We start from the raw sequence: 24,812 nt of genomic DNA, 5'->3' as shown, positions 1-24,812 counted from the left end.
CATTATTTATTAATTAACCGCGTGGCACGGCATAGGAATGTTGAGCGGCTGGCAAAATTTAATACAAATATGAGCAAGCGCTTGGTAAGGTGCAATTAAATTACCTTGCTTGTAACTGGCATCAAACAACGCAACATCACTGTTTATTTGTTCCAGTGTGTGCATATTTAAACGGTTAATTGCGTTTTGAACTGGACCTTGTTGGTTTTTCCAAATTGCTTTTTGTTTAAATAAATTAGCGATTGGTTCGCCATTTAATAAACCAAGTTGCACGCTTATAAGTGTATTGAGCTCTTTGGTTATAGCCCACAAAATACTCACCACTTCGGTGTTATCGCTGGCAAGTTTGTTTAGTACTTTTATAGCTTGTTTAGCGTGGCCATTTAATAGTGCATCGCTTAAATCAAAAATATCAAACTTGGCTTGATTTAACAGCCCTTGCATAACTAGTTGCTGAGTAATTAATGCATTGCCGTGTAGTAGCGAGAGCTTTTCAAGCTCCTGAAAACAGGCTAATAAGTTGCCTTCAGTGGCATTTATTAAGCTTACTTTGGCGTCGCTTTGCATATTAAGTGATAAACGTTGGCATTGCTCATCAAGCCATCGTTTTACATGAGAGCCCGTAAGTGGGTAGCAAGGTACGAACACGCCTAGTTTATCAAGGGCTTTAAACCACGCACCACGTTGTACTTCTTGACTGGCTTTAGCGCCTTTAACAATTAAAATAGTATCGGGATTAACCAGCTCAACTACTTTTTTAAAGGTATTGCTGCCAATAACGCCTGGCTTTTGTTGGTTTAAATCAAGCTCAATAATAGTGCGGGCGCTAAACAGCGACATGCTCTGATACTGGGCTATGATTTCTTGCCAATCGAATCCTTGCATTAAAGTAAACTTAATTACTTCATCAAAACCTTGTTGCTTAGCACAGTCGCGAATTTGTTGTACGCACTGCGCTTCTTGAAAAGGCTCTTCACCAAATACTAAATAAAAGGGCTTTAGCCCTTTATTTAATTCACTCGGTAGTTGATTAGCGTAGCAGCGCATTATAGTTGCGACAGCTCTCTAACAATACGACGACTGGCTTGCTCACGAATCTCGCTAATGAGTAGCTCAAGCTCTTTTGCTTTTGCTAATGCATGATCCGGATCGTCTTGGTAATTACGGTAAAGCTCAAAACGTTTTTCTATCGCTTTTTCGCCTGGGAGTTTAACTACATACGACACGCCATAAGCAAGTTCGTATTCAGCAACCTGACCATTTTGAAACAGCGAAAGAGTTTGGCGTTCAATACTTTCTTTGCGTAAATACAATTGGGCTTTATCTTTAGCTGACGATACTAGCTCTACGTTACTCGCTTTAAGCTCTTTTTTAAGCTCAGTAAATAAAGTCGATTTTTCATCATCGCCTACAAGTGTTAGCTGTTTTAAGTTATCAGGCAAGCTAGAGGCTTTTTTTAAATGAAAGCCACAGCTTGATAACAAAAAACAGACTAGCACTAAGGCTAGTCCATTTTTAATGGCGTTAAATGCAGCCATATTAGTTAGCTACCACGTTAAGTAGTTTACCTGGAACGTAAATAATTTTACGAATAGTTGCGCCATCCGTAAATTTAGTTACGTTAGATTCTGCAAACGCAAGGGCTTCTACTTGCTCTTGAGTGGCATCAGCTGCCACTGTTAACTTAGCGCGAAGCTTGCCGTTTACTTGTACGATGATTAGTTTTTCATCTTCAACAAGAGCCGACTCGTCAACTTTTGGCCACTGCGCATCTAAAATCTCGCCTTCTTTACCAAGCTCTTTCCAAAGCTCATGTGATAAATGCGGAGTAATAGGTGCAAGCATAATAACTAATGCTTCAAGTGCTTCGTTAGCAATCGCTACATCTTGTTTGTCGCTCAGTGGTGCTTTTAATAACTTATTAGAAAGCTCCATAATGGCTGCAATAGCGGTGTTAAAGGTTTGACGACGTTCAACATCATCAGTCACTTTAGCAATTGCTTTGTGTAAGTCGCGACGTAGTACTTTTTGCGGGTTAGTGAGCGCTGATTTATCAAGTGCTTGGTAACCTACTGTTTTAACATCTACTGCGTATTTCCATACACGTTTTAAGAAGCGATGTGCGCCTTCAACACCTGAGTCTGACCATTCAAGCGTTTGCTCTGGTGGTGCTGTAAACATCATAAATAAACGCACTGTATCTGCACCGTATTGGGCAATTACTTGTTGTGGGTCTATACCGTTGTTTTTAGACTTCGACATTTTACTCATGCCTGATGAGAATACCGGCTCACCGTCTTCTTTATGCCATGCTTTAGTTACGCGGCCCTTGTCGTCGGTTTCGGTATTTACATCGCTTGGCGAAATCCATACATCGCCGCCTTTTTCATCTTTACGATAAAATGTTTCAGCAAGCACCATACCTTGACAAAGTAAGCGGTCGAACGGCTCGTCTGAATTTACTAAACCAAAGTCACGTAATAATTTATGGAAAAATCGCGAGTACAATAAGTGTAAAATAGCGTGCTCAATACCACCAATGTATTGGTTTACTGGTAACCAATAGTTAGCAGCCGCTGGATCTAGCATGCCTTCGTCGTAGCGTGGGCTACAGTAGCGTGCGTAGTACCAAGATGATTCCATAAAGGTGTCAAACGTGTCAGTTTCGTGAAACGCAGGTGCGCCATTTACTGTAGTTTTAGCCCATTCAGGGTCTGCTTTAAGAGGTGACGTTACACCATTCATTACCACATCTTCTGGTAAGCGAACTGGTAGCATATCTTCTGTTGCTGCAAGTTCTTTGCCTTCTTCGTCGCTAAGCATTGGGATTGGAGAACCCCAATAACGCTGACGGCTCACACCCCAGTCACGTAGACGGAAGTTTACTTTGCGCTCCCCAACACCGAGTGCTTCAAGCTTGTCGGCAATGGCTTTAAACGCGGCGTCAAAATCAAGACCATCAAATTCACCTGAATTTACAAGTACGCCTTTATCGGTAAATGCTTCTTGCTCAAGGTTTACTTCAAGACCTGAGCCTTCAACCGGTGCAATTACTTGTTTAATATCTAGGCCGTAAGCCGTTGCAAATTCAAAATCGCGTTGGTCGTGTGCAGGTACCGCCATAACAGCGCCTGAGCCGTAATGCATTAATACAAAGTTAGCGACCCAAATTGGTACTTGCTCGCCCGTTAATGGGTGAGTTGCGTAAAAGCCTGTTGCTATGCCTTTTTTCTCCATTGTTGCCATGTCTGCTTCGGCAATTTTGGTGTTTTTGCATTCTTCAACAAACATTGCAACAGCATCGCTATTTTTAGCGGCTTCTTGTGCAATAGGGTGACCACCAGCAACAGCAACATACGTCACACCCATAAAGGTGTCTGGACGAGTTGTGTATACACTAAAAGTTTCGTCGTTATCGGTGCGTTTAAATTCAATATCACACCCTTCAGAGCGGCCAATCCAGTTACGCTGCATTGTTTTAACTTGCTCTGGCCAATCTTCCAACTTGTCTAAATCGTCAAGTAGTTCTTGTGCGTAGTCGGTAATTTTAATAAACCACTGTGGAATTTCTTTTTGCTCAACCACAGCGCCTGAACGCCAACCGCGACCGTCAATAACTTGCTCGTTAGCTAATACTGTTTGATCCACTGGATCCCAGTTAACCGTCGACATTTTTTTATACACTAAGCCTTTTTCGTAAAGCTTAGTGAAAAACCACTGCTCCCACTTGTAGTATTCTGGATGACATGTCGCTATTTCGCGATCCCAGTCATAACCAAAACCTAATTGCTTAAGCTGTGTACGCATGTAATCAATATTTTCGTATGTCCACTTAGCAGGTGCTGTTTTGTTTTTAATAGCAGCGTTTTCTGCAGGTAAACCAAACGCATCCCAACCCATAGGTTGCATTACGTTTTTGCCTTGCAGGCGCTGGAAACGAGAAACAACATCACCAATGGTGTAGTTACGTACATGACCCATATGCAGTCGACCACTCGGATAAGGAAACATAGAAAGGCAATAATACTTTTCTTTGCTCTCATCTTCAGTGACTTTAAATACCTGGTTTTCTTCCCAGTAGCTTTGTACTTTTGACTCTATATCTTGCGGGTTATATTGCTCTTGCATCTATGGTTCCAGACTTCTTGCAAACTAATAAAAAATTGCCATTAGGATACCCCAAATAAAGTGCTATTCACAGCGTCAAAAACGCGGTTTTGATAAATTCTAACCTTCAGTTCAGGTTAACCTATACTTATCTAAGTTATAGGGTGATTTAACAGCAATTTTGAAGGAGTAAAAAATGGCAGATTATAAAGCATGGCTTGGCGATTTAACCAAATGGCTAAAAGATGTAAAAGATCATGAAGTAAAAGACGCAGTTACTCGATTTGTTGAATCTGAGCAGGCACTTAAAGATTTAGGGCAAGAAAGATACGCTTTATATAAAAGTTATTTACAGCGCGATATAGAACATGTCCAAGAAAACGAATCGCACTATAATTCGCTTGCATGGCAAGAGCTTAAAGAGTCCTTATGGTTTGAGCTTTCGCACATAGAAGATAAAACTCAGCTTGAGTGGCAATCTCTTAGTCAAGATTTTAAGCACAATGGTGTGTATCACGCAGGCGAATGGATAGCCATGGGCACATTAGTATGTAAGAATTGCACCCATAGTTACGATGTTTATCACGCGACACAAATTACACCGTGTATTGAATGTGATGGAATCTATTTTAGTCGTAAGGCGCTGCACCCTTAAATATAATTATTAAGTGGCTGCGGGCCACTTAATACGCCCAAAGGCCAGCGAATATGTTGGTAAAAAAAGAAGTTAGAATGACGAAAAAATTGCTGCCACTATCTGTTTCAAAGCTCGCACCGAGTATTTCTACTAATCACGTACATACGTGTATGAGCAATCCATACCCCGAGCAACTAACATTTATAGGCCAACAACGCGCCCAAAGTGCCTTAGATTTCTCTTTAGGGATGGAACTACCTGGTTACAACGTTTATGTAATGGGCGAGGCTGCCCATGGGCGCTTTACGCTTGTTAAAGATAAACTTAAGCAACACGCAAAAGACCGCCCAACACCAAACGAATGGTTATACGTAAATAATTACGATGATCACAGAGAGCCTATCGCGCTGTTTATGCATGCAGGTCAAAGCAAGCAACTTAGTGACGACATAGATTCATTTTTAGATGAAGTACTCGACACATTTCCTGCTGCATTTGATAACCCAGGATACCAACGCAAAAAAAAATCAATCGACCGTGAATTTAACGATGCCTACGACAGCGCTATTACTGCAGTAGAAATTGCGGCATTTGAGCAAAGTGTTGCATTAGTCGAAGAAAAAAATTCAGTTGGGTTTGCACCGCTTGTAGATGGTAAACAATTAAGCGATAGCGAATTTGGCGAACTTGAAGAAACGTTACGCGAAGAGTTTTTTGAAAAAATTGAAAAGCTAGAAGATGCATTAATAGAAGCGTTAATTGAGCTGCCACGCTGGAAGCGCGAATCAAAAGAAAAACAGCGTAATCTTAAAAAGTCGACTGCAGAGCAGGCCACAAAACCGCTTTTAAAAGACTTAGAACATAAATATGCAACTCATATTGGTGTACTGCGTTATTTAAAAGATATACGCGTTGAAATTATAGACGCGGTACTTGAGTGGCTCGATGACGAAGACGAAAGCGAAGAAAGCAAAGAAGACTTTGATCGTAAAGGCATGCTTACCGACTTTTTTGCACCTAATATTTTAGTTGAGTTTAAAGAAGACGATGCAGCACCCGTGGTGTACGAGCCCAATCCAACATTTGGTAATATATTTGGTAAAATTGAGTATTCCACATCGCAAGGGTCTTTAATTACCAGTTATCGCTCTATTCAGCCGGGAGCATTGCACCGTGCTAATGGCGGTTATTTAATTATGGATGCTGAAAAGGTAATGGCTAACCCTCAAGTGTGGGATGGTTTAAAACTTTCGCTTAAAACGCATCAAATTAAAAACGACTTACCGTATCAAGATAGCTCAGTAGGTAGTAGTTTTACACTTCGCCCGCAGCTTATACCGCTTGATGTAAAAATTATTTTATTAGGCTCGCGCGAACTGTATTACACCATAGGTGAATACGATGAAGAGTTTGCAGAGTTATTTAGAGTATTAGCTGACTTTGATTACTACTTACCAAGTAGCGATAAATTACAGTACCAATTTATAACTAAAGTTACCGAGTACTGCGAGCAAACATTAAAGTGCACTACCACACAAGCAGCTATGGTGCGTTTACTTAAGTTTAGCTACCGCCAAGCAGAGCATCACAATAAGCTTTCTGCGCGCTTTGCTGATGTACTTGAATTAGTTGCAGAGGCAAGTTACTACGCAAAACAAGATAAATTAACTGTTGTAGATGCGCATCATATTGATGAAGCCATTGAAGGTAAGCAATACCGTACCGGCCAAATTAGTGAAAATATGCTAAGCGATATAAAAGAAGGTCACACACTTATTGCAACCGACGGCCAAGCCATTGGTAAAGTAAATGGTTTAACCGTATTACACATTGGCGATACCTCATTTGGTACCCCTGCGCGTATCACGGCAACGGTTTATGCTGGCGCCGATGGCGTAATAGATGTTGAACGTGAAGCCGAGCTTGGTAAAGCAATTCACTCAAAAGGGGTAATGCTACTTACCGGTTATTTAGGTAATAAATACGCGCAGCACTTTAGCTTAACGCTTAGCGCTAATATCGCTATTGAGCAAAGCTACGGTTATATAGATGGCGATAGTGCATCTTTGGCAGAGTTGTGTGCGCTTATTTCGTCTATTACAAGCCTACCTATTAGCCAATCAATTGCACTGACAGGCTCTATTAACCAACATGGTGATGTACAGGCTATTGGTGGCGTAAACGAAAAAATAGAAGGCTTTTTCAAACTGTGTAAAATGCGTGGCTTAACAGGTTCGCAAGGCGTTATCATTCCTAAATCAAACCAAGTTAACTTAGTGCTTGATGATGAAATACTTAATGCAGTTGAAGCGGGTAAATTTAATATTTACGCAGTTGAAACCGTAGACCAAGCGCTGAACCTGTTAATGGATATAGAAGCTGGCGATATTATTGATGACCAGTATCCAGAAAACTCAGTAAACGGAATTGCGCTTGCTCGCCTTAAAGAAATTGCCGACATAGTTAATGGCGATAACGATGACGAAAAAGACGAAGAACTAGATAACGAAAAAGGTTAATAATGATCAATATAATTTTGGCGGTGGTTATCGCCATTTTTTGTTTTTTAATATTTCAAAATAGTAAAAAAGCAAAACAACAAGCAGGCATAAATGCACAAATAGGGGCCGATTACTTAGCCGCTAACGCAAAAGTAGAAGGTGTAGTAGAAACAGCTTCTGGCTTGCAGTACAAAATAGTACACAAAGGTGAGAGTGAAAACACACCAAGCCCAACAAGTATGGTTAACGTGCATTACCACGGCACACTAATCGACGGCACGGTGTTTGACAGCTCAGTAGAGCGTAAAACACCGATTAGTTTTGGCTTGCACCAAGTGATTAAAGGCTGGACTGAGGGCTTACAACTGATGAGCCCAGGTGATAAATACATTTTTTATGTACCGCACCAATTAGCATACGGCGAAAAACGTGTAGGGAGTATTCCTCCTGCCTCAGTACTTATTTTTGAAGTAGAGTTACTGGCAATTGAGTCTTAGTGATTAAATAACAAGGAAGTAAATTATGAATAAAGATGAATTACTTAAAATAGCCAAAGGTGATATTAACTTTACCTTTCAATCTATTATTTATGCATTAGCGCTATGCTTACTAGTTGCAGCTGTTTTTTTACTAGAGATGAGCGTTAACCTACAAATGGGTTTAATAGTTTGTATTATCGGTGTGTTTGGAATGACTATTTATAATAATTTAAATACTCGTCTAAATGCGGCGCTTGTACTTATTGCGCTCTCACAAGATAACCAAAGCACTGAGTAAGCAATGAGTTAGTTTAATAAATTGGTATAAGCCCTACTTTAATAAAGTGGGGCTTTTTGCTAGTAGGGCTAAATAGTACACCGAAAGTAGCGCAACCACTCGCGCTCATGATTACACCGCTCAATGCCAAAGCTTGCTGCTTGATTAGCTTTTAAACTCAATTTTACCCACTTCAAGTTTAAACTTACCTTCTTGCTTACCTGCAATCATAAAGCCTAGCTGTTTTATATCGTCAAAATCAATAATCGGTTGTTGCTCAAGCACGCGGCCGCGATACGTTAAAGTAAAATCACTCGGAGCAAAGTTTATATCTACCCATTCATTTTTTACCGTTTTAAATGAGTGAGTGTACGCTGCGCCATCAAGGTAATTGGTAGTTCTGAGCCTGAGCTGATAGATTTGTCCATCACCTTTAACACGCAGCGCTATAGCTTTAGTATTTTGGCTTTGTGTATTTAGCTCTGTACGTATTGATGCAAAACCGCCGTTATTATCAAGCGAAACATTGCCTGTAAAAAGCAAACTTTCTTGAGTTTGTGTTACTTGGCTATTAGATACACCGCCCATTACTGAGTCGTTAATAACGTACCAGCGCTGGTTTGCATTCGCTTGTGCACTTACAACTAATAAATTAAATACAAAAAGTGATGATAGTTGTTTGGTGATCATGGCTTACTCCTAAGTACTTTAAGCTTATCAATACGGATAAACATATTATTTGTTCACTTATTTAAAGCTAATTATTTTTACGGCTCCATTTTTTCATGATTTTTTCAAACATAATTTCTTTATCAGTTTTATCCTCAGGGCAGGGTTTACCGCTACCTTGAGGCATGCCATTACTACCAAATACGGTTGAAGTATCAATTAAATAGCATTTACCGTTAAATTTTTCTAATCGTCGTGTGCCTGTTGTATTTTGGCTAATAACTTCTGAATTATCAGATTTTACTGGCGTTTTAATTGTGGGCTTATTGTTTATCTCTTCATTTTCAGAGCTTTTATCTTCACCAAAGGAGACCATTTTTTTATGAGTCATATTATTTACAGGAGAGCCAAATAGCGGCGCGTATGGATTTAGCTTTTTAAATGTTTGAGAAGCTTTTATTGTAGGCTCTGAAGGCGCCGCTACCAGGGGTTCTACAGGTTTTACAGGGTCTTTTTTAAGCTCTGTTTGTGCCTTTGGTAACGTGATGGTTTTGGCTTGCGTTTTTTTAGTTACCCTTACTTTGGCTTTTGTAGAATCTTTTTTTATAGGTGTAGTGTTAGAGGTTGCTGAATTTGGTGCATTAGTTTTAGTGTTTACAGGTTTTATATCAGGCGCATTGGTTGTTGTAACAACTGAGCTTGGCTTAGGTAGGCTTGCTAAATTAACCGTAACATAGGCCTGTATTATTGCGTTTTTTTCCTGCTTTGGCGGCGCAACTTTAATAGATTGCGAAAACAAAAAGTACAACACAATAGCGTGTATACACAACGAGATAACCCACGGCCATGCATTCCCTTTATTCACATCAAACCCTCTACTTAATAGTGCTGTTAAGAGTCAATAAAATACATTTAGTTCACCTAAAGTTAATGTGTTTTACTTTGTGGCTTTATTGCAGATACAACAAAACTATTTTGCAGTTTTTGTTGTTTTTGCATGTGCTTGGTTACGTTATTATGAGCGCAATCAAACTTAGGAGGCATTATGACATTACTTTTTGAACCAATAGAACTTGCAGGTAAAACATTAAAAAACCGTATTGTTATGCCCCCAATGACTCGCTCGCGTTCAACGCAGCCTGGCGATATAGCTAACGACTTAATGGCAACATATTACGCACAGCGCGCAAGTGCCGGACTAATTGTAAGCGAAGGAACACAAATTAGTGAGCTTGGTAAAGGTTACGCTTGGACTCCGGGTATTTATTCAAATGAGCAAGTTGCAGGCTGGAGTAAAGTAACAAACGCAGTACATAGCGCTGGTGGAGTGATGTTTGCTCAGCTTTGGCATGTTGGCCGTGTTACCCACAGTGACAACACTGGTGGCGTGCAGCCTATTTCTGCATCGGCCATTGCCGCAAAAGACGTAAAAGTATTTGTAGATACAAACGGCGCACCGGGGTTTGTAGACACCCAACTCCCACGCGAAATGAGCAAACAAGATATTACGCATGTCATAGGTGAATTTCGCCAAGCAGCTAAAAATGCAGTTAATGCAGGGTTTGATGGCATAGAGCTTCATGCTGCAAATGGTTACCTTATTAATCAATTTTTAGACTCAGAGTCAAATGCTCGCACCGATGAATATGGCGGCAGTGTGCAAAACCGCATACGCTTTTTAATTGAAGTGGTACATGCTGTTAGCGACGAAATTGGTAGCAGTAAAGTAGGCGTAAGACTTGCCCCGTTAACAACTCTTAATGGCACAGTAGACGAAAACCCTGAAGAAACTTACTTAGTGGTTTCTGAGGCATTAAATAAAGCCGGTGTAGGTTACATGCATATAGCCGAAGCCGATTGGGATGACGCACCTTTAATGAGTGTCGAATTTAAAAAATCGATTCGCAAAACCTACAGTGGAGTATTAATTTACGCAGGCAAGTACACCAAAGAGCGCGCAGACAAAGCACTTAGCGAAGGCTGGGCCGACATGATTGGCTTTGGTCGCCCGTTTGTATCAAACCCAGACTTACCAGCACGCTTAAAGCAAGGCAAGCCACTTAACAGCCACAACCCCGACACTTTGTTTGGTGGCGCAGAACAAGGCTACACCGATTATCCAACGGTATAATTGCTAGTAAGTAATTAACATTGAGTAAAAACATGAAGGGCTGCATTTTATGCAGCCCTTTTTTTGTGCATTGATTCTAATAGCTTTACCTTGAGCAAAAAATAAAAAACGCGTAAGTTAACCGGGTTACCTATTTTAATAACAAGAAAATAAATGAAAGCCACAGAAATAGAACAATTAGAATTATCAAATTCTGAAACCCGAGAAGTTATTACACCCTACGCTTTTAAAATTGACAGCGCTTTACTGGGCTTGCCTTTAGCTACGCCAATTCGGCGTGCACTAGCGATTATTATTGATGTTGCACTGATATTTTTAGCGGCCAAGCTTAGCGCTGCTTTAATAGCGTTTGTTGCTGCAATGGCCTTTTATAAAGGTACGGCACAGCAATACCTTCCAAAAATGTCGAATGTGTGGCGAAGAATCTTAAAAATAACGGCAGCAAGTATTTTATTTGTAAGCGCACTTACTGTGCTTTCAATTGGCATTGATTACCTAGAAGACGATAACGCTGATCAAGCTTTAGCTGTTCAGGGCGTAAAAATACAAGATGAAATACAGCTTACCGCCACAGAAAAACAACAGGTAAATACTTATTTAGCGCAAACAGCTGATGAAAGCTGTGAGCAACCTTGCCAACAAAACGCGTTTGATAATTTAATTGGGCAAGTTCCCAAATTAGCAGAAATGGACGACCTACAAAGCCCACAACTTGCTACCGTACTTTTACAACTATTAGTGCTCAGTGAAAATAACGAAATAAAGCCTGCACAGTTAACAGAAGAAAAACCTGCACAAACAAGCACAAATAGTATTTTGCAGTGGAGCAAAGGCATTATTCAAGACTTAGGCTTAGGTTTTGGCTGGGCTGCTGTTTACTTTACGTTGTTCTCGTTACTTTGGCGCGGCCAAACACCGGGTAAAAAGGTATGTAATATTCGTGTGGTTGCCTTAAGCGGTGAGCCATTAGGTTTATTAGATTGTTTTGGTCGCTACGGCGGCTACGGCGCAGGCTTTGCCACAGGCTTGTTAGGGTTTTTACAGATATATTGGGACCCAAACAGACAAGCCATTCAAGATAAAATATCAGCAACAGTGGTTATTAAAGGCAACTTGAATCAAGTTGTAAATGTTGAAACGGTAGAAGAGACTGTAAAAAGTTAAGTTTGCTCTTATTAATTACAAGGATGGTTATGAAAGCTTTATTAATGGCGTTTAGTTATCTGTATTTTATTACTGCTTCGTATGCGTCAGAAAATATTGTGTTAGCAAAAAAACATCAGCTTAAGTCTATTATTTTAGGTGAGCAGCGCAGTTATAGTGTTTATTTACCGCCAAGCTACAAGCAAAACCTCGAACTAGTATATCCTGTTATTTACTTGCTTGATGGCGACCCAACCCATTTAAAAGCCTTAGCGGGGCTTGTTGAAGCACTCAGTACTGAGCGGCTAGAAAAACAAATTCAACAAGCAATTATTGTCGCTGTTCCTAATAGTAAAAATGCGATAAGAGAGCGCGACTTTACCCCTACCAATGTCGATTGGACTTTTAACGGCAAGCTACTCGAAAAATTTGAAAACATTGGCAATGCCGCAAACTACACCGCTTTTTTTGAAAAAGAACTTATTCCCTTCATTAATAAAAATTACCGTACATCAAATAAGCAGGTATTAATTGGGGAATCTTTCGGCGGCTTGTTCGCAAGTTATGTTTTACTTACCAATCACTCTTTATTTACTGATTACTTAATTATTGATGCAACCTACCTTTGGGATAATAATTATCTCAATCGTTATTTTGACGAGCAACAGCTTATAAATAAGCAGCTTAAAGGCAATGTATATTTTACTTTTGCTAATAATGCAGCTTTTGGTGAAATTGGAGAGGCTAATTATAAATGGGGCTTAGAGCTTGCTAAAAAACTAAAAGCGCACCCGAGTAACAGTTTATATATAAATCAACGTTACTTTGAAGAAGAAACTCATGGCACGGTGGCAGCGCTTAGTTGGTACTATGGTTTAAAAAGCTTATTAAAAAATAAGTTTTAATTTATATACTAGGTTAGTGAAAGGAGTAATTTTGGGTATATTGTTAACGAAATTTAGTAGTGAAAAATTAAAAGGGAATTAAATGAGTAATAATTTTAATGAGGCTATAAAGGGCTTTTTTTGGGGGATAGGGTTTGTAATAGCAACACTCGGTGGTATCAGTGTGTACGCGCTAACAATAGCCGCAGAAGTTGATAGTGGCTTTAAAGGGCAGGTATCCAATAAAGCATTGGAGGGCACTGACGACTTAAATAGTGATTATAAACTTACCCTTTCTGATATTTTTAAAGAAAATGGGCGAGTAAGAATAACTGCCGAGTTAAAAAATATCACCAATGAAAGCATATATGCAGGTGGTGTTATAGCATCTACATTCGATAAAAACGGAAAGTTTGTTGGTAATTGTTTAGGTAAAAGCGACGACATTTTTATAGAACCAAATAAAAGTAGCTATATTGATATTCATTGTAATCTACTGAGGCCACAGGTGAGTAGAGTGCACTCAGCAAAGCTAAAGTTTAAGTGGCTTGGTTTTTAAGTTATAAAGGATAAGGCAGGCTTTATGAAGCTCATTGAAGTAGGTTCTTTGTGGTATTTATTGAAAAATAATGATGATTATTATATTCAACAACTTAGCGGTTCTATGCATACTGAAACAGCTGCAACTTATAAACTACTAGATGAAGAGGTCAATAATTATCTAAAGCTTGGTAATGAAGCGCTATCTAAAACGATAATTCACTTTAATAATATCGGTAATTACAGTTGTTTATCAGCAGAGCGTCGAGCGAGTTTAGAAACAATTAGTAAGATACAAACAATTATTAAAATGTTCCTTGATAAATAGGTGCTCGGTGAATAGTGATAATAAAGAAATTTTAAAATGTGTAAAAGTAACATCGAATCCCTTTTCATCAAATAGGGACTCATCTTTGAATTTAACTATAAGTGCAATTGATATGGCTCTTCAAAAGTATTCAAATGACCAGATTACACAAGTTTTAAATAAAGAGCTGATGCGTTTAAATGATATTTGTAATAACTCACCTGGTAGTATGCTGGCTTGCGAAATGCTTTTAACCTACAAAAGTGCACAATATAACTGTGCTCAAGCATTAAAGTATTTGAAGAAATACAGAAATAACCAGTAGGTTCTTTTTTTAAATATAAATTAAAAGTAGGAGTCAAACTTCTAGTTACTATTTTTACATGAGATTTTATACAAAGTAAGTTATTTAGCTGGCTGCGGGCGCGTCAAGTTACGATAAAATATTATTGTGTCGAATGTTAGCCCTTTTTAAATTTGATGCGTACATAATTGAATTCCCACAGGGGAGTAAAATAAAACTGTATACCAATAAAGTTAAGACCGTTAGGCACTTTATACTCAATATATTGCGCTAAAGCATGCAACTTAGGGGTGAGTTTGTTTATGAGAATCAAATCATCATTTATAATTGAATTAAATTGTTTAGGCCTGATGTTGAACAGCATCAAGTAATAAAAATAGAACGAGGCATTCGCTATATTTTTAGCATAGGCTAGATTAAAAAGTAAATTTGCGTAGGTTGGGTAGAGCGAAGCGAAACCCAACAATAAACACTTTTTTAAATAGCTGTCCACCGACAGCTATTAATTTTAATTCACTTTCTCAACCTAACCCCAAACCCAACAACTCCCATCAACAACACAAATCCCCACACAAACACATTGCCGTATTGGCTGTACACGCTGTCGCCTTTTATAAGCTTAATTTTGGCTTTCAATATGGTAGCTTCAAACTGAGGCATGGTTTGTTGTGTGTGGCTTATAGGGTCGTATACGGCGCTTACACCATTGTTAGTAACACGCACTAGAGGGCGTTGTAGTTCGAGCGCGCGCATACGGGCTATTTGCATGTGTTGCAAAGGCCCAATAGAGTCACCAAACCAGGCATCGTTACTTACTGTAAAGAGTAGGTCGGAATCGCTTTTGTAATTACCGCGTACTAAGTCGGCAAAAACAATTTCGTAGCAAATAGCAGGGAGTAAGTTATAGCCATTGGCGCGTAAGTTGTTTTGCACTTTGTCGCCACGGGTAAATGATGACATAGGTAAATCGAATAATGGGGCAATAGGGCGCAAAAAATCTTGAAACGGTACAAATTCACCAATGGGTAATAGCTGGTGTTTTTGATAGCGGTTTTTATCAAGGTAATGGTAATGCCCATGCTCGTCGCCGCGTTCTTTATTACCGACCACAATAAGTGTGTTAAATATATTTTTGGTGTCTCGCTGGTAGTCAACAATACCGGTTACAAGGGCGGTTTTATTAAACGAGGCGGCACTGTCTAAATTGGCTAGGTAGGAATCGGCAAGCATTTCTATTTCAGGCACTGCGGCTTCTGGCCATACTATTAAGTCGGCATCCCAATGTGGGCGTGTCATGTCTTGGTATTTGCTCATTGTGGTCCAAAACTCACTTGGCTCAAAGCGCAGGTGTTGCTGTATGTTGCCTTGTACGAGCAATACTGACATGTTTTGATCTGTGTAATGAATGCTGCCTGTGGTATTTGCACCTGTAAAAATAAGCGCAACAGCTGTCGCAGTAACCGCCGGGGTTTTAAAATCTTTTTGGGTAAGTCTATATAGTGCAAAGCCAATAGCCACACATGTTAGTGTTAAGCCAAACTCGCCAATATAAGGGGCAAGCAGCCTTAAAGTTCCGTCGGTTTGTGTGTAGCCAAAACTTAACCACGGGAAACCGGTAAGTACGGTGCCACGTAAATACTCACTAATTGCAAAGCAGGCAATTAGTAATGCGCCAAAGCTTTTAGGGCCACTGGCAAAGCGTGTAGCTGCCCAAAAGGCAAGTGCGGGAAATAATGCTAAGTATGAACACAAAAAAGCCATTAACGAGAGCGACGCTATAAGCGGCATACCGCCAAAGGTGGCAATAGAAACATGTACCCAGCTTATACCTGCACCGAACCAGCCTAGGCCAAATATAAAGCCATATTTAGCGGCGGTTTTTGCGTGTGCTTTACCGGTATTATTGGGATTAATGCAAAAAATTATGGCGCCAAGGCTAATAAATACGATGGGCCAAATTTCAAAAGGGGCATAGCCAAAAGTTAAAACAAGGCCCGCAACGAGTGCGAGCCATGCTTTTTTGTCTTTTGCTAATAGGGTAAGTCTAGTTAGCAGTTTCTTCACTGTCGTTATCATCAGCCTTAGGAACGGTGACTTGCAGTTGCAAAATACGACGATTGTCGGCGTTGGTTACTTTAAATTGGTAACCTTCTATGTCAATCGTTTCACCACGGCTTGGCATATGGCCAAATGCGTGCAGTACAGTTCCGCCAATAGTATCGGCTTCGTCTGTGCTGTAGCCTGTTTTAAAATGCTCGTTAAAGTCATCTACAGGAGTGAGTGCTTGCACTACGTGGACATGTTTAGCAAGTTGACGAATATCTTGATGTTCTTCTTCTTCGTCGTGCTCATCTTCGATTTCGCCAACAATTATTTCAAGAATATCTTCAATCGTTACTAAGCCCGATACGCCGCCGTATTCGTCAATAACTACAGCCATATGGTAGCGTTGCTGACGGAATTCGTTTAGCAATGTATCAACACGTTTGCTTTCAGGTACTACCATTGCTGGGCGTAAATAATCGCGTATTGATGGTAAATGCTCGTCTTTATTTAAGATCAGTGGCAATAAATCTTTAGCGAGTAAAAAACCTTCTACATGATCTTTGTCTTCAATCACCACTGGAAAACGTGAGTGAGTTGAGTCAACCATCATTGGAATTAGTTCTTCAAGCGGGCTGTCGATCTCAAGAGTGATCATTTGTGAGCGCGGAACCATTATGTCTCGCACTTTAAGCTCAGACACGCCAAGCACACCTTCTATCATCTCTTTTGTTTCTGGATCGATTACGTCTCGTTCTTGCGCATCGGCAATAACTTCGACCAGCTCTTCTCTATTCTGGGGTTCCCCTTGCAACATTTGGGCTATTCTGCCCAACCACGTTTTGCCAGAAGAACCCTGGCTAGATTGCGAGTTACCGTCGCTCATTGCGTCTAATTGCTCCGTTAATTTAAATATCGTCCCGGTATGGGTCTGCTATGTTTAGCTCTGCAAGTATTTGCTTTTCGATGCTTTCCATCTCTAAAGCGTCTTCACTCTTTATATGGTCAAATCCAAGCAAATGCAAGCATCCGTGAATAACCATGTGAGCAAAGTGGTCATGAAATGACTTCTCTTGCTCAATTGCTTCAGCTAATACAATGGCTGGGCAAATAATTAAATCACCAACCAAAGGAATATCTATGCCTGGTGGTGCTTCAAATTCGAACGACAGTACGTTGGTCGGTTTATTTTTACCGCGATAGTCGTTATTAAGTTGTTGCGATTGCGCTTCGTCGCTAATAACGATACTGAGTTCGGACTCGTCACGGTATTGGCTAAGGGCTTTGTCAGCCCATAGTGCAAATTGTTCCTCGCTTGGGAGGTTGTCAAACTCACAGGCTATTTGTAAATCAAGTTCGGTTGTCAAAGTATTACTCTTTAGTAGTAGGCTGTTGAAGAGCAGCGAGTGCGTCTTTCGCATTTTGCTTTTCAATGCGCTTAAGTCGCTCGCTTTCGTCGTTTCGCTCGTAGGCTTCAACTATGCGTGCTACAACAGGGTGACGTACTACGTCGTGGGCTTTGAAGTAGTTAAAGCTAATTTCGTTTACGCCATCAAGCACTTCAATTGCATGGCGAAGGCCTGAGCGTGTGCCACGAGGTAAATCGACCTGTGTAATATCGCCTGTAATCACCGCTTTTGAGTTAAACCCTATACGGGTTAAAAACATTTTCATTTGCTCGGCGGTGGTATTTTGGCTTTCATCTAAAATAATAAAGGCATCGTTTAAAGTACGTCCGCGCATGTAAGCAAGCGGTGCGACTTCGATGATATTTTTTTCGATGAGCTTTTCTACTTTTTCAAAACCTAGCATTTCAAAAAGAGCATCGTAAAGAGGGCGCAGGTATGGGTCTATTTTTTGACTTAAATCGCCAGGTAAAAAGCCAAGCTTTTCGCCAGCTTCTACAGCAGGGCGCGTTAGTAATATACGGCGTATCTCTTGGCGCTCAAGAGCGTCGACGGCGGCTGCAACTGCAAGGTAAGTTTTGCCAGTACCTGCAGGGCCAATACCAAAGGTAATGTCGTGGTTTAAAATATTAGCCACATAAACACCTTGGTTGTCGTTACGTGGTTTAATAACACCACGGCGGGTTTTAATAACCATTTCTTTGCCATAAGCGCTGCTGGATGCATCTTGCTCTAAGGCTTTTGATTCGGTAATAGCTAAATGAACGGCGTCGGGTTCTATTTCGCCTAAAACACCACGAACTGGCTGAGTATCAACATAAAGGTTTTTTAAGATTTCTACAGCGCCGGCGCAGTTGTGTAGTTTACCGGTTACTTTAAAAAAGTTGTCACGGTGAATTATTTCAACAGCCAGGTGGCGTTCAATTTGTTTGATGTTTTCGTCAAACGGGCCACATAAAGAAGAAAGGCGTTTGTTATCGGCAGGTTCTAAATAAATCTCTAATGTTTTTAACTGATTACTCAAAATTGCTTCCTATAGTACTGCGCCAGCGTTAACTGGCGCTAATTGTGTGACTAAGGAACGAAAGTAGCTACGCCAATTTCGTTAACAGTGTCTGGTTTTGGCTCTGCAGCTGCAGCTTTAGTTAAAATAGCTGAAGGAGCTACTTCACGTCGTAAGTTCATTTCTGATTCTGTACGAATTAAGTCACCACGTAAAGAGTTAGGTAGTGCTTCGGTAATACGTACATCAACAAACTGTCCGATCACTGTGTGCGGGCCAACAAAGTTTACTACACGGTTGTTTTCTGTACGGCCACGTAATTCCATAGGGTTCTTCTTAGAAGGACCTTCAACAAGTATACGTTGCTCTGTATCGAACATTTGACGACTAATTTGCTGCGCCATTTGTGTAATACGGTTTTGTAGTAAGTATAAGCGCTCTTTTTTCTCTTGCTCTGTTACGTCATCCGGCAAATCTGCCGCTGGCGTACCTGGGCGTGCGCTGTAAATAAAGCTAAAGCTCATATCAAAACCTATGTCGCTAATAAGCTTCATGGTTGCTTCAAAGTCTTCTTTGCTTTCGCCTGGGAAACCAATAATGAAATCTGACGACATACTTAAGTTAGGACGAATTTTACGTAACTTACGAATTGTCGATTTGTATTCAATTGCCGTATGGCCACGTTTCATTAGGTTTAATATACGGTCTGAACCACTTTGTACTGGTAAATGTAAGTGATCTACAAGCTCTGGTACATCGGCGTAAACGTCGATTATATCTGGGGTAAATTCTACCGGGTGCGATGTGGTGTAACGAATACGGTCAATACCATCAATAGCTGCAATAAGACGAATTAAATCAGAGAAGTAACAAATTTCGCCATCGTGCGTATCGCCGCGGTATGCATTTACGTTTTGACCTAAAAGATTTACTTCTCGTACGCCTTGCTCTGCAAGTTGTGCAACTTCAAGTAGTACGTCATCTACTGGGCGACTAACTTCTTCACCGCGGGTATAAGGTACAACACAAAAAGTACAGTACTTAGAACAGCCTTCCATAATTGATACGAAAGCAGATGGGCCATCTGCTTTTGGCTCTGGCAGGCGGTCAAATTTTTCAATCTCTGGGAATGAAATATCAACAACCGATGAGCCTTTGTCGCCTTGCACTTGTTTAATCATTTCTGGTAAACGGTGTAGCGTTTGCGGACCAAAAATAACATCTACAAATGGTGCACGTTGGCGAATAGAGTCACCTTCTTGTGAGGCAACACAACCACCTACACCAATGATTAAATCTGGCTTGTCGTCTTTTAATAACTTCCAGCGACCTAATTGGTGAAATACTTTTTCTTGTGCTTTTTCACGAATTGAACAGGTGTTAAGTAAGATTACGTCGGCATCTGTTGCATCTTCAGTTAGCTGGTAGCCGTTGGTGGCATCTAAAAGTTCAGCCATTTTCTGAGAGTCGTATTCGTTCATCTGACAACCCCAGGTTTTAATATGCAGCTTTTTGCTCATTGAAATATAGCCTCGTGTTCAATTCGATAGTGGCACAAAAATGTGCTTGAAACAGGATTAAGGAGCAAGCATGCTCACTTAAAGGAGGCGTATTTTAGCTGGATACCCGTCCAGATCCAAGTATAGTTTTCATGTTTGTGATCTCAAATCAATACGAGGCGAGTTTAATCAGCAGTTAGGGATATCCTCTGGTATAAAACAAATTAATTTTGATACAATCAAAACAGATTCAAGTAATAATAAAATGATGAAAAACATGACTAAAAATAATGTGATAGTAGTTGGTGGTGGCATGGTTGGCGCGGCTATGGCGATAAAGCTTGCTCAACAGGGCTTTGGCGTACGCATAATCGAAAAACACCTAATAGACCCATCACAGATTCTTAGTAGTGATAAGGTTGATATTAGAGTGTCGGCTATTAATCGTTTTTCAGAAAATTTACTTGATGAATTAGGAGCAATGCCGCTTTTAAGACAAAACCGCATAGCGCCTTATCAGCAATTAGAGGCATTTGAGCGCGGTGGTGATAATTTATTGTTTGACTGCGCCGATATAAACACCACGCATTTAGGCCACTTAATTGAAAATAGTTTAATTCAAGCAAGTTTATGGCAGCAATTTGATCATTATAAAATTGAGGTTATTGAGCAAGCCACGCCTATTACTAAAATAGAGCAAACGGATGATTTAATTACGCTTGTGTATGGAGCTCAAACCTATACCGCTGATTTAGTGATTGCAGCCGATGGCGGACAATCGCAGCTGCGTGCTAAAGCTAATATAGGAATTACCGGCTGGCAGTATCAGCAGCATTGCATGGGGGTATTAATTAAACTCGATGCGCCGCAACAAATTAAAACATGGCAGCAGTTTACGCCAAGTGGGCCACTCGCATTTTTGCCAATGCAGGCACCATACGCTAATTTAATTTGGTACGATGATGCAAATACACTGCAAGCATTTAAAGGGCTAAACCCAGCTGAGCTAAAAATGCACATACTTAATAAATTTCCTGAACTTGCTGGAGACTTTGAAGTACAAACCCATGCAATATTTCCGCTTACTCGCCAACATGCTAACAACTATTCACAAGGGCGCTTAGTTTTAGTCGGTGACGCTGCACATACAATAAATCCCCTTGCAGGGCAGGGCGTTAATTTAGGTTTTCAGGATGTAGTGGCACTTGCTGAAGTTTTAGACAATGCAGGGGGTATAGGGTGCCCGATAACGCTTAAAGAATACGAGCGAGCTCGCCGTAAAGCTAATTTATTAATGATGAGCATGATGGACGCGTGTTACTTTGGCTTTTCTAACCAAGTTGCGCCACTTAAATGGGCACGTAGCCAGTTTTTAAAAATGGCTAATAATACAGGCCCTATAAAAAACTGGGTTTTAAAATACGCAATTAGCGGTGATTTAGGCTAAATTTAAAGTAGAGATTAAAAAGGCTCATTTATGAGCCTTTTTTTATGTCTGTTTTTAAGTGGACAAATAGTGACCCAGTTATATTAAATAAAATTTTAATTTGACTAGGGTTATATCACTAAACCGCAATTTAATAATTTTAAAGAGCCTATGTGTGGATAATTTTTTTTCAGTAATAATTATTTTAGGTGCGCTACTGCTAGTTGCTAGCTTAAAAACAACCTTTAAAGTTTGTAAAAAAACATCGCAAAGAGCGTGGAGTGTACTGTTATGCGCTATTGTCTGTTTTATTTTAGGGTATTGGTGGATACTTTATTACTTTTCAAATTACGATACGGCACCAATAATAAGAAATGCAGTTGCCACAATATTATTTGGTGGTGCAGGGTTTGTTTTCTTAGTTGTCAAACTGAGTTTAAAAAGCATCCTTAAAATAGAGCAAGCAACGCAGTATCAAAAATATCAAACTGAGCACGATAACTTAACAACCTTACCCAATCGCAATAACTTTTTTAAATCCTTGAGTAAACAAGTCGATTACCCTTCTTCATTTGCATTATTTTATATTGATTTAAATAATTTTAAACAAATTAATGATGCGTTTGGTCATCAATGTGGTGATCAACTACTGGCTGCTTTTGCTAATAAGTTAAGCAAAGAACTATGTGGCATTGCTAAGTTATATCGAATAGGGGGGGATGAGTTTGCGTTCTTACTGAATACCGATACTGATGAAAGCATGGTTCACTGTGTAAATATTATAAACTCAGCCGTCAAAGCTCCGTTTTGTACACATGAGCAAATGGTTAAAATACAATTAAGTATAGGCGTAAGCCGTTTCCCAGATGATAGCCGATTACCCGACCAGTTACTAAAAAAAGCCAACTTGGCACTGCATGAAGCAAAAAAGACATTTCAACCTTTAGTAAATTACTCATCTGAAATAGGTAAACGAGCTGAGGACTTTTTTGATTTATCAGTCAAAATTAAAGCCGCGTTACACAAAGGTGAGTTCGAGCTTTATTTACAACCAATAATGAACTCCAAAGATATTCAATTGCATGGCCTAGAAGCGCTGATCCGATGGCCGCAAGCTGATGGTAGCTTTATTAGTCCTGAAAAGTTTATAAGTGTAGCTGAGCGTACAGGGCTAATTTTTGTTTTATCGAAATGGGTTGTACAAGAAGCAGTTAACCATATTAGAAAACTTAAACTGTTTGGGTTTACCGGTACTATTCATGTCAACTTATCAACGAAAGATATTGAAAGCAGCGAGTTTTACGAATTTATAATTAGCTTACTTACTACTGATCCGACTTTAAGTGATTCACTAATATTTGAAATTACAGAAGGGGCAATGATGACAAACATACCCGCAGCAAGAAAAATGATGCAGCAGTTAAGTATGCGTGGATTTAAATTTAGTGTTGATGATTTTGGTACGGGATTTTCGTCACTGTCGTTATTAAGGGAGTTGCCCATAAACCAGATAAAAATAGATCAATCGTTTATCAAAGATATGCTCATTAATCCGCCTGATTACGCTATTGTAGAATCTACGTTGTTTTTGGCGAGCCGATTAAATTGCGATGTAGTAGCTGAAGGAATAGAAACCAAAGAAGTAGAGCAAGCGCTATTGAGTATGAACTGTGATTATTTACAAGGGTATTTATATAGCAAACCAATAGATATAGACGAATTTATAAATGTATATTTAAGTACAGAAAAAGTAAGCTGAATTTAATGAATATTGAGAAGTTTTAGAGGAGGAAGTCAAATTGGCTGGGATACCAGGATTTGAACCTGGGAATGCCAGGATCAAAACCTGGTGCCTTACCGCTTGGCGATATCCCAACTATAAATTTGATATTAATTTTAGTTCTTAATAAGAACATGGTGCGGAAGGAGAGACTTGAACTCTCACATCCTAAGATACTGGAACCTAAATCCAGCGCGTCTACCAATTCCGCCACTCCCGCATCACTAATGTGCTCATTTAACCTCTAAGCTAGAGTAATTCTTTTATTCAACTTTCCTTGGTAGAAGAAGTTGGCTGGGATACCAGGATTTGAACCTGGGAATGCCAGGATCAAAACCTGGTGCCTTACCGCTTGGCGATATCCCAACAAAGAATTCTTTTATAATTTTAGTTCTTATCAGAACATGGTGCGGAAGGAGAGACTTGAACTCTCACATCCTAAGATACTGGAACCTAAATCCAGCGCGTCTACCAATTCCGCCACTCCCGCATCACTAATTTGCTCATTTAAACTCTAAGCAAGAGTCATTCTTTTATCCAACTTTCCTTGGTAGAAGAAGTTGGCTGGGATACCAGGATTTGAACCTGGGAATGCCAGGATCAAAACCTGGTGCCTTACCGCTTGGCGATATCCCAACAAAGAATTAATTGATATTTTTAGTTCGTATCAAGAACATGGTGCGGAAAGAGAGACTTGAACTCTCACAACCGAAGTTACTGGAACCTAAATCCAGCGCGTCTACCAATTCCGCCACTCCCGCATCGTTTGTGTTATAAAACACAGGTAGCTATTTTAGACTCTTCATTGAGTGCAATTTAACTCTTGCAGAGCCACTTCTAAAAATAGAAATGGTGGCTAAGACGGGATTTGAACCTGTGACCCCATCATTATGAGTGATGTGCTCTAACCAGCTGAGCTACTTAGCCATTGTTGGCTGGGATACCAGGATTTGAACCTGGGAATGCCAGGATCAAAACCTGGTGCCTTACCGCTTGGCGATATCCCAACAATAACAATTGATAGTTTTAATTCTTATCAAGAATTATGGTGCGGAAGGAGAGACTTGAACTCTCACATCCTAAGATACTGGAACCTAAATCCAGCGCGTCTACCAATTCCGCCACTCCCGCACACAAGGTAGTTATTTTAAACTCTTCATTGAGCAACAAAAAAATATGGTGGCTAAGACGGGATTTGAACCTGTGACCCCATCATTATGAGTGATGTGCTCTAACCAGCTGAGCTACTTAGCCATCTTTTTTTGTTAGCACTTCATCGCTGAGTGCGGGGCGTATTATGCTGATATGACCCAAATTCGTCAACACCTTTTTTGCAAAAAAACACTTAACTGTGTTTGTTTGCAGGAAAATTAAGCTAAGCGGCTAAATTTTAATAAAAATGATGATTTTTTGAGTGCAATTCACATACAAAATTTGTCGCTAAATAAAAAAAGCAAAAACCAATAGTTTGAAGCTGTTTGATTATTCGACAAATTATTACGCTCTGGTTAAATCTTAACATTAATTTGTTTAAGAGGTACTTATTATTGAGGTTTGATCTTCTGCGCAGTGTGTTTTTTTAAATTAAACGTAGGCATTTAGGTTGGGGCTAAATCAATTTTATAAGTTTATAACGTTGGAGGTACAAAAAAGGCTCGTAAAAACGAGCCTTTAAA

Annotated in this window: 22 protein-coding genes and 10 tRNA genes; 12 read left to right on the top strand and 20 right to left on the bottom strand. The window is 39.9% G+C overall.

Annotated features, from left to right (window positions below):
* Nucleotides 1–9: 9 nt before the first annotated feature.
* The 3 genes from holA to leuS are packed head-to-tail and all read right to left on the bottom strand — an operon-like array spanning nucleotide 10 to nucleotide 4,128.
* Nucleotides 10–1,047: a DNA polymerase III subunit delta gene (gene holA, locus H5116_RS04750; protein WP_002958525.1), complete on the bottom strand. Its 1,038-nt coding sequence runs from the start codon at nucleotides 1,045–1,047 to the stop codon at nucleotides 10–12.
* A complete protein-coding gene (gene lptE / locus H5116_RS04745; RefSeq protein WP_024594704.1) occupies nucleotides 1,047–1,538 on the bottom strand; it encodes an LPS assembly lipoprotein LptE in 492 nt (163 codons plus the stop codon). Before lptE ends, holA begins: the two co-directional genes overlap by 1 nt.
* 1 nt (nucleotide 1,539) lies before the next feature.
* Nucleotides 1,540–4,128, bottom strand: coding sequence for a leucine--tRNA ligase (gene leuS, locus H5116_RS04740; RefSeq protein WP_024594703.1), 2,589 nt, complete (start codon nucleotides 4,126–4,128; stop codon nucleotides 1,540–1,542).
* 175 nt (nucleotides 4,129–4,303) lie between these two features.
* Between leuS and H5116_RS04735 the strand changes: the two genes are divergently transcribed.
* The 4 genes from H5116_RS04735 to H5116_RS04720 all read left to right on the top strand — a co-directional run bounded on the left by H5116_RS04735 (nucleotide 4,304) and on the right by H5116_RS04720 (nucleotide 8,022).
* Entirely contained in the window at nucleotides 4,304–4,762 is a 459-nt protein-coding gene (locus tag H5116_RS04735) for a zinc ribbon-containing protein (RefSeq protein WP_002958528.1), read from the top strand.
* A 77-nt stretch (nucleotides 4,763–4,839) separates the two neighbouring features.
* Complete coding sequence (locus tag H5116_RS04730) at nucleotides 4,840–7,263, top strand: Lon protease family protein (RefSeq protein ID WP_024594702.1); 2,424 nt, start codon at nucleotides 4,840–4,842, stop codon at nucleotides 7,261–7,263.
* 2 nt (nucleotides 7,264–7,265) lie between these two features.
* Nucleotides 7,266–7,742 carry an FKBP-type peptidyl-prolyl cis-trans isomerase gene (locus tag H5116_RS04725; protein WP_024594701.1) on the top strand — a complete coding sequence of 159 codons (477 nt, stop codon included), beginning with the start codon at nucleotides 7,266–7,268 and terminating at the stop codon, nucleotides 7,740–7,742.
* A gap of 25 nt (nucleotides 7,743–7,767) precedes the next feature.
* The gene (locus tag H5116_RS04720; protein ID WP_182715651.1) at nucleotides 7,768–8,022 is read left to right on the top strand and encodes a hypothetical protein; all 255 of its coding nucleotides are present in this window, start codon (nucleotides 7,768–7,770) and stop codon (nucleotides 8,020–8,022) included.
* A gap of 144 nt (nucleotides 8,023–8,166) precedes the next feature.
* On the opposite strand, the gene H5116_RS04715 is transcribed toward H5116_RS04720, so the two are convergent.
* Nucleotides 8,167–8,691 carry a CIA30 family protein gene (locus H5116_RS04715; protein ID WP_024594700.1) on the bottom strand — a complete coding sequence of 175 codons (525 nt, stop codon included), beginning with the start codon at nucleotides 8,689–8,691 and terminating at the stop codon, nucleotides 8,167–8,169.
* A 67-nt stretch (nucleotides 8,692–8,758) separates the two neighbouring features.
* Entirely contained in the window at nucleotides 8,759–9,535 is a 777-nt protein-coding gene (locus H5116_RS04710; protein ID WP_182715650.1) for a hypothetical protein, read from the bottom strand.
* Nucleotides 9,536–9,715: 180 nt separating this feature from the next.
* Between H5116_RS04710 and H5116_RS04705 the strand changes: the two genes are divergently transcribed.
* The 6 genes from H5116_RS04705 (at nucleotide 9,716) to H5116_RS04680 (ending at nucleotide 14,000) form a co-directional block, all read left to right on the top strand.
* A complete protein-coding gene (locus H5116_RS04705; protein WP_182715649.1) occupies nucleotides 9,716–10,801 on the top strand; it encodes an alkene reductase in 1,086 nt (361 codons plus the stop codon).
* A gap of 153 nt (nucleotides 10,802–10,954) precedes the next feature.
* Entirely contained in the window at nucleotides 10,955–11,965 is a 1,011-nt protein-coding gene (locus tag H5116_RS04700; protein ID WP_182715648.1) for an RDD family protein, read from the top strand.
* A gap of 29 nt (nucleotides 11,966–11,994) precedes the next feature.
* Nucleotides 11,995–12,849: an alpha/beta hydrolase gene (locus H5116_RS04695; protein WP_182197455.1), complete on the top strand. Its 855-nt coding sequence runs from the start codon at nucleotides 11,995–11,997 to the stop codon at nucleotides 12,847–12,849.
* An 82-nt stretch (nucleotides 12,850–12,931) separates the two neighbouring features.
* Entirely contained in the window at nucleotides 12,932–13,387 is a 456-nt protein-coding gene (locus H5116_RS04690) for an ATPase (RefSeq protein WP_182715647.1), read from the top strand.
* Between the two features lie 24 nt (nucleotides 13,388–13,411).
* Nucleotides 13,412–13,696 carry a hypothetical protein gene (locus H5116_RS04685; protein ID WP_182673867.1) on the top strand — a complete coding sequence of 95 codons (285 nt, stop codon included), beginning with the start codon at nucleotides 13,412–13,414 and terminating at the stop codon, nucleotides 13,694–13,696.
* Nucleotides 13,697–13,703: 7 nt separating this feature from the next.
* Entirely contained in the window at nucleotides 13,704–14,000 is a 297-nt protein-coding gene (locus H5116_RS04680) for a hypothetical protein (protein ID WP_182715646.1), read from the top strand.
* A 492-nt stretch (nucleotides 14,001–14,492) separates the two neighbouring features.
* Here H5116_RS04680 and lnt read toward each other — a convergent pair whose 3' ends face one another.
* Genes lnt through miaB form a run of 5 tightly spaced genes read right to left on the bottom strand, consistent with a single transcriptional unit; the run spans nucleotide 14,493 to nucleotide 19,951 of the window.
* The gene (lnt, locus tag H5116_RS04675) at nucleotides 14,493–16,043 is read right to left on the bottom strand and encodes an apolipoprotein N-acyltransferase (protein WP_182715645.1); all 1,551 of its coding nucleotides are present in this window, start codon (nucleotides 16,041–16,043) and stop codon (nucleotides 14,493–14,495) included.
* On the bottom strand, nucleotides 16,024–16,908 hold the full coding sequence (corC, locus tag H5116_RS04670; protein WP_002958541.1) for a CNNM family magnesium/cobalt transport protein CorC: 885 nt from the start codon (nucleotides 16,906–16,908) through the stop codon (nucleotides 16,024–16,026). Before corC ends, lnt begins: the two co-directional genes overlap by 20 nt.
* Before the next feature lie 22 nt (nucleotides 16,909–16,930).
* Nucleotides 16,931–17,389: an rRNA maturation RNase YbeY gene (gene ybeY, locus H5116_RS04665; protein WP_182671337.1), complete on the bottom strand. Its 459-nt coding sequence runs from the start codon at nucleotides 17,387–17,389 to the stop codon at nucleotides 16,931–16,933.
* Between the two features lie 4 nt (nucleotides 17,390–17,393).
* Entirely contained in the window at nucleotides 17,394–18,452 is a 1,059-nt protein-coding gene (locus tag H5116_RS04660; RefSeq protein ID WP_002958543.1) for a PhoH family protein, read from the bottom strand.
* A 50-nt stretch (nucleotides 18,453–18,502) separates the two neighbouring features.
* Nucleotides 18,503–19,951, bottom strand: a complete 1,449-nt coding sequence (miaB, locus tag H5116_RS04655) for a tRNA (N6-isopentenyl adenosine(37)-C2)-methylthiotransferase MiaB (RefSeq protein ID WP_002958544.1) — start codon at nucleotides 19,949–19,951, stop codon at nucleotides 18,503–18,505.
* 256 nt (nucleotides 19,952–20,207) lie between these two features.
* On the opposite strand from miaB, the gene H5116_RS04650 reads away from it, so the two are divergent.
* Together H5116_RS04650 and H5116_RS04645 are read left to right on the top strand one after the other, a co-directional pair.
* Complete coding sequence (locus tag H5116_RS04650; RefSeq protein ID WP_259395060.1) at nucleotides 20,208–21,377, top strand: FAD-dependent monooxygenase; 1,170 nt, start codon at nucleotides 20,208–20,210, stop codon at nucleotides 21,375–21,377.
* Between the two features lie 154 nt (nucleotides 21,378–21,531).
* Nucleotides 21,532–23,115 carry a bifunctional diguanylate cyclase/phosphodiesterase gene (locus H5116_RS04645; RefSeq protein WP_182715644.1) on the top strand — a complete coding sequence of 528 codons (1,584 nt, stop codon included), beginning with the start codon at nucleotides 21,532–21,534 and terminating at the stop codon, nucleotides 23,113–23,115.
* 41 nt (nucleotides 23,116–23,156) lie between these two features.
* Here the strand turns inward: H5116_RS04645 and H5116_RS04640 are convergent.
* From H5116_RS04640 to H5116_RS04595, 10 genes are all read right to left on the bottom strand, one after another.
* Nucleotides 23,157–23,231, bottom strand: a tRNA-Gln gene (locus tag H5116_RS04640).
* A gap of 40 nt (nucleotides 23,232–23,271) precedes the next feature.
* Nucleotides 23,272–23,356: transfer RNA gene (locus H5116_RS04635), tRNA-Leu, on the bottom strand.
* 71 nt (nucleotides 23,357–23,427) lie between these two features.
* Nucleotides 23,428–23,502 (bottom strand) — tRNA-Gln (locus H5116_RS04630).
* A gap of 39 nt (nucleotides 23,503–23,541) precedes the next feature.
* Nucleotides 23,542–23,626 (bottom strand) — tRNA-Leu (locus H5116_RS04625).
* Nucleotides 23,627–23,697: 71 nt separating this feature from the next.
* Nucleotides 23,698–23,772, bottom strand: a tRNA-Gln gene (locus H5116_RS04620).
* Between the two features lie 40 nt (nucleotides 23,773–23,812).
* A tRNA-Leu gene (locus H5116_RS04615) sits at nucleotides 23,813–23,897 on the bottom strand.
* 89 nt (nucleotides 23,898–23,986) lie between these two features.
* A tRNA-Met gene (locus tag H5116_RS04610) sits at nucleotides 23,987–24,063 on the bottom strand.
* Nucleotides 24,064–24,068: 5 nt separating this feature from the next.
* Nucleotides 24,069–24,143: transfer RNA gene (locus H5116_RS04605), tRNA-Gln, on the bottom strand.
* A gap of 39 nt (nucleotides 24,144–24,182) precedes the next feature.
* Nucleotides 24,183–24,267 (bottom strand) — tRNA-Leu (locus H5116_RS04600).
* A gap of 46 nt (nucleotides 24,268–24,313) precedes the next feature.
* Nucleotides 24,314–24,390: transfer RNA gene (locus H5116_RS04595), tRNA-Met, on the bottom strand.
* Between the last annotated feature and the right edge of the window lie 422 nt (nucleotides 24,391–24,812).

It is taken from the genome of Pseudoalteromonas sp. SG45-2, assembly GCF_014164115.1.
Classification (GTDB): Bacteria; Pseudomonadota; Gammaproteobacteria; order Enterobacterales; family Alteromonadaceae; genus Pseudoalteromonas; species Pseudoalteromonas distincta.
The sequence above is the reverse complement of the archived record's forward strand: the minus strand, read 5'-3'. Positions and strand labels throughout refer to the sequence as shown.